3 protein-coding genes and 2 pseudogenes are annotated in these 4,148 nt (G+C 67.3%); 1 reads left to right on the top strand and 4 read right to left on the bottom strand.

Annotated elements, in window-relative coordinates:
• The 4 genes and pseudogenes from AC3XYG_RS12035 to AC3XYG_RS12050 form a co-directional block, all read right to left on the bottom strand.
• On the bottom strand, positions 1-872 hold an 872-nt coding region (locus tag AC3XYG_RS12035; protein ID WP_489140073.1), incomplete at its 3' end, for a calcium-binding protein.
• Between the two features lie 213 nt (positions 873-1,085).
• The gene (locus AC3XYG_RS12040; RefSeq protein WP_489140075.1) at positions 1,086-1,601 is read right to left on the bottom strand and encodes a M10 family metallopeptidase C-terminal domain-containing protein; all 516 of its coding nucleotides are present in this window, start codon (positions 1,599-1,601) and stop codon (positions 1,086-1,088) included.
• 75 nt (positions 1,602-1,676) lie between these two features.
• Positions 1,677-2,048, bottom strand: a pseudogene (locus AC3XYG_RS12045) (calcium-binding protein); the annotation flags it as partial.
• A 71-nt stretch (positions 2,049-2,119) separates the two neighbouring features.
• A pseudogene (locus tag AC3XYG_RS12050) lies at positions 2,120-2,659 on the bottom strand (calcium-binding protein); the annotation flags it as partial.
• 73 nt (positions 2,660-2,732) lie between these two features.
• Between AC3XYG_RS12050 and AC3XYG_RS12055 the strand changes: the two are divergent.
• Positions 2,733-3,101 (top strand): response regulator, encoded by a 369-nt coding sequence (locus AC3XYG_RS12055; protein ID WP_489140074.1) that lies wholly within the window; start codon positions 2,733-2,735, stop codon positions 3,099-3,101.
• Positions 3,102-4,148: the final 1,047 nt, after the last annotated feature.

Here is a 4,148-nt window from a genome sequence, read left to right on the forward strand (position 1 = left end):
GAGCCGGCGCCTCCGTCCAGCGTGTCGGCCCCGGCGCCGCCATGCAGCACGTCGTCCCCGGCGCCGCCCAGCAGCACATTGGCATTGCCATCGCCGGTCAGCTTGTCGGCGAAGGCCGAGCCGGTGATGTTCTCGATCGTCGCCAGCGTGTCGCCCTCGGCGTCGCCGCCATGGCCGGTGCCGAGCACCAGGTCGACCGTCACCCCTGCCGGCGACCCCGAATAGTCGGCGGTGTCGATGCCGGCACCGCCGACCAGCACGTCAGCCCCGGCCCCGCCGATGAGGATGTTGTCGCCGGCATCGCCGTGCAGCGAATCTGCGAAGGCCGACCCGGTCAGATTCTCGATCCCGGTCAGGGTGTCGCCATTGGCGTCGCCGGCCGAGACCTGGGCGCCGGAAAGCCGCAGGTCGACCGTCACCGCCACCGCGGAGTTCGTGTAGCTGGCGGTGTCGATGTCGGCACCGCCGTCCAGCAGCTCGGCATTCGCGCCCCCGACCAGCGTGTCGTTCCCGCCGTTGCCGTGCAGCGCCATGGCGTCGCTGGCCCTCGTGATCATCACGTCGTCGAAGGCCGTGCCCCGGAACTCCTCGAAGCCACGGCCCGGGTTGGAGTTGGACCGGGCGATGATGCCGTTGGCATCTCGCACCGTCCCCTCGAACTCATCGATCCTGATACCCCGGCCGAAGCCGGAGTAGTCGAGGATGTCGTAGCCGCCTTCGGGAGACAAATTCGCCCCGATGTCGCTGCCGATGGCGATGTCGTCGTCGTTGCCGGTGTAGGTGGTCTGGGTGTTGGTGTAGACGAGCAGTGTGTACCCCGGCGGGACCGGGCCGGCGTAGCCGGGCGGGACCATGAAGAATCCGAGTGCCATGATACTGTTCCACTCTGGTTGTCGGGGCCACGTCGCCGCCGGGCCGATATCGCGTCCGGGTCGGATGATAGACTCATCCTCCTGAAGGACGCGTCACCGATCCAACATAGATTCAAACGATGTCATAGAAATCACAGGGGCCGGGTTCGATGCTGAACGAGCCACGGGTGCCGGTGGTGGCCGGCCGCGCCATGTAACGGCGACGCCGCGCCGTCAGAGCACGAAATCGCTCGCGGTCAGGGCGTGGTCGGAAATCACGTTGATGATCGCATCAGGCGTCTTGTCGCCGTTGGTGTCGAGATAGACGCCCTGGAGGCCGTTGTGGAAATCGACGATCCGGACCTCGCCGGCATGGCCGCTGAAGCCGCCGGTGTCGAAGCTGAAGGCGGTGCTGCCATTGGCGTCATTGCCGTCGCCATCGATCGCCGACAGGTCGATCTTGTCGCCGGTGGTGAAGTCGGTGATCACGTCTTTGCCGGCCGGCGCCGCCGTGCTGTCGGCGATGCTGTTGTAGATGAAGATGTCGTTGCCCGTGCCACCCTTCAGCAGGTCCGCTCCGACGCCGCCGGTGAGCACGTCGTCGCCGGCGCCGCCCGACAGGGTGTTGGCCACTGCATTGCCGGTCAGCACGTCGTTGTGGTCGGAGCCATAGATGTTCTCGATCCCGTTCAGGGTGTCGCCCTCGGCGTCGCCGCCATGGCCGGTGCCGGTCGCCAGGCTGACCGTCACGCCCGCGGCCGATCCGACATAGCCGGCGGTGTTGGCGCCGCCGTCGCCGGACAGGGCATCGGCCCCGGCGCCGCCGACGAGCAGGTCGTTGCCGTCGCCGCCGCTGAGCTGGTCATCGCCGTCGCCGCCATAGATGGTGTCGTTGCCGGCCTCACCGAAGACCAAATCATTGCCAGTGCCGGCATCGATCGAGTCATTGTCGTTGCCGCCATCGATGGCGTCGGCACCGTCGCCGCCGACGATGCGGTCGGCGCCGTCGCCGCCCAAGAGATGGTCGCTGCCTCCCTCGCCCGAGAGGATGTCGTTGCCGCCATTGCCGACCAGCAGGTCGTCGCCGAGTTCGCCGCCGAGGATGTGGCGCCGTTGTCGCCGGTCAGGTGGTCCTCGAAGCTCGAGCCATACAGGTTCCCGATATTGGTCAGCACGTCGCCCGTGGCATCGCCGCACGAGGCGGTGGGGGCCAGCAGGTCGATCGTCACGCCCGCCGCGGAGCCCTGATAATTGGCGAAGTCGGAGCCGTCGCCGCCGTCCAGCGTGTCCGCCCCGGCGCCGCCATGCAGCACGTCATTGCCGGCGCCGCCCAGCAGCACATTGGCCCCGGCATCGCCGGTCAGCTTGTCGGCGAAGGCAGAGCCGGCGACATTCTCGATCGAGAGGTAGAGGTCGCCCTCGGCGTCGCCGCCATGGCCGGTGCCTGTGATCAGGTCGATCTGCACGCCGGCGGATGAGGTGCCGAAGGTGATGGTGTCGTTGCCGGCACCGCCCGAGAGGCGGTCGACGCCGGGTCCGCCGCTGAGCACATCGTCGCCAGCGCTGCCGCTGATCGTGTTTGCCCCGGCATCGCCGGTGAGGACGTCGTTGAAGGCGGAACCGAAGATGCCCTCGATGCCAGACAGCGTGTCGCCCTGGGCATCGCCGCCGCTGCCGGTGCCGGCGGCCAGGCTGACGGTCACTCCTGCACCGGAGGTTTCGTAGTCGGCCAGATCGTTCCCGGCACCACCCTGCAGCACATCCGCCCCGCCGCCGCCGATGATGATGTCATCTCCGGCGAAGCCTATTGAGCATGGTCTTTGTCGGAACCGCGCTCGTGGCGGTCGCGTTGCCTACGTATCATAGAGACAGGAAGTGACTATGCGCACCGTGCTCGTTGTCGAGGACGAGCCCATTTTGCGGGCAACGACGGAGATGATCCTACGCGAGCTGGGCTACACGGTCGTTGTCGCCCAGACCGGCGAAGAGGCGCTTTCTCTGGCCATCGCGACACCTGAGCTGCATCTGCTGTTTACCGACATCAATCTTGGCGCCGGCGTATCGGGATGGCATGTCGCCAAGCAGACTAGAATCACCCACCCGGCCGTGCGGGTCATCTATTGCAGCGGGTTGGCTGGCGTAGACGATCATTTGCAGTTCGGCGTGGAAAGATCGGTCCTCCTTCTTAAGCCATATGAGGCTGGGGACCTGACCGTCGCTCTGCAAAACGCCACCGGTGATGCCGGCTAGGGGTTACCGAAGGCGGACCAGGGCGATCCCCGAACCAGGTCGGACCCGGGCTCTGTTGGGCAAGCGCGACCGGCGCTAAGCATCACCGAGCCGCTGACGGCGTCTCGGCCCTCCGGGTGACGATCCCGATCGCATTCCATATGCAGCGAACGGTGCAGGGCCACACTGGTTGGGTTCCGGCTTCGCCGTCGGCATCCTCAACCGCCCAGAGAGGCCTATTTCCGCCCCTCCACGCACGGCGCTCGGGCCGGGTGCCGGCTCCGCCGTCGCTATACTCACCCGTCCCGGGATCCCTCATATCCGCTCGGCCGCCTTCGGCCGCCGAGCCAGGCCGGCGCACGGCGCCGGCAGCGCCACAAGCCCGCGCGCGGGCCTGGACACCTGTTCCGGTTTCGGTGCGGCAAGGGGAAATCGAGGCACCCCAGTCTTCGCCCCAAGAGGAGCTTGCAGACCGGCGCAAGCGCCGCCCGGGCCTGGCCCGGGTGGGAGCCCCAGCCCGAGTTCCCCCTGCCCTCCTGATGCCCGGCCCGCCGCCTGGCGTCTTCGGCCGCATGCGCGACCGAAGCGCACTTCCGCGAAGGGATATGAAATGGCGAAGTTGACCAAGGCTCCGGCGAAGGCACACGCCGAGGCGGAACCCTGCTGCAGAACAAACAGCTGTCCGACAATGAGCGGGAATTCGTGCTGGACCATTGGCACAAGGGCGCCAACCACGTGAACGGCGCCGCTGGAGCCTTCTTCACCGACTGGCCTGGCCGCGGGTCTGGCGAACGACGCCGGGACCCGCGGCGGCGTGTCATCGATCTTTGCGCCGGGATCGGAGCGCGGTCCTTCTACCTCCACCATCGCAGCAAATGGAAAGGCCCCGCAGATATCACGCCCCGACGCGCTCCAGAAGGCCGGTTTCTTCCGACACATATGGAGCTGAGTAGAACAGGGTCCTCGCATCATATAGGCCCTGGAACCGCGGGGCGCTTCGTCTCGTTGCCGCTGTGGAAGGATCAACCGCCCCGGACAGGCCCCTCGGACCCGCCCGCCCAGCCCGAA

Source organism: Inquilinus sp. (genome assembly GCF_057815775.1).

Coding starts and splice junctions, on each gene's coding strand:
- AC3XYG_RS12055 (WP_489140074.1), top strand. CDS start 2,733: ATGCGCACCGTGCTCGTTGTCGAGGACGAGCCCATTTTGCGGGCAACG.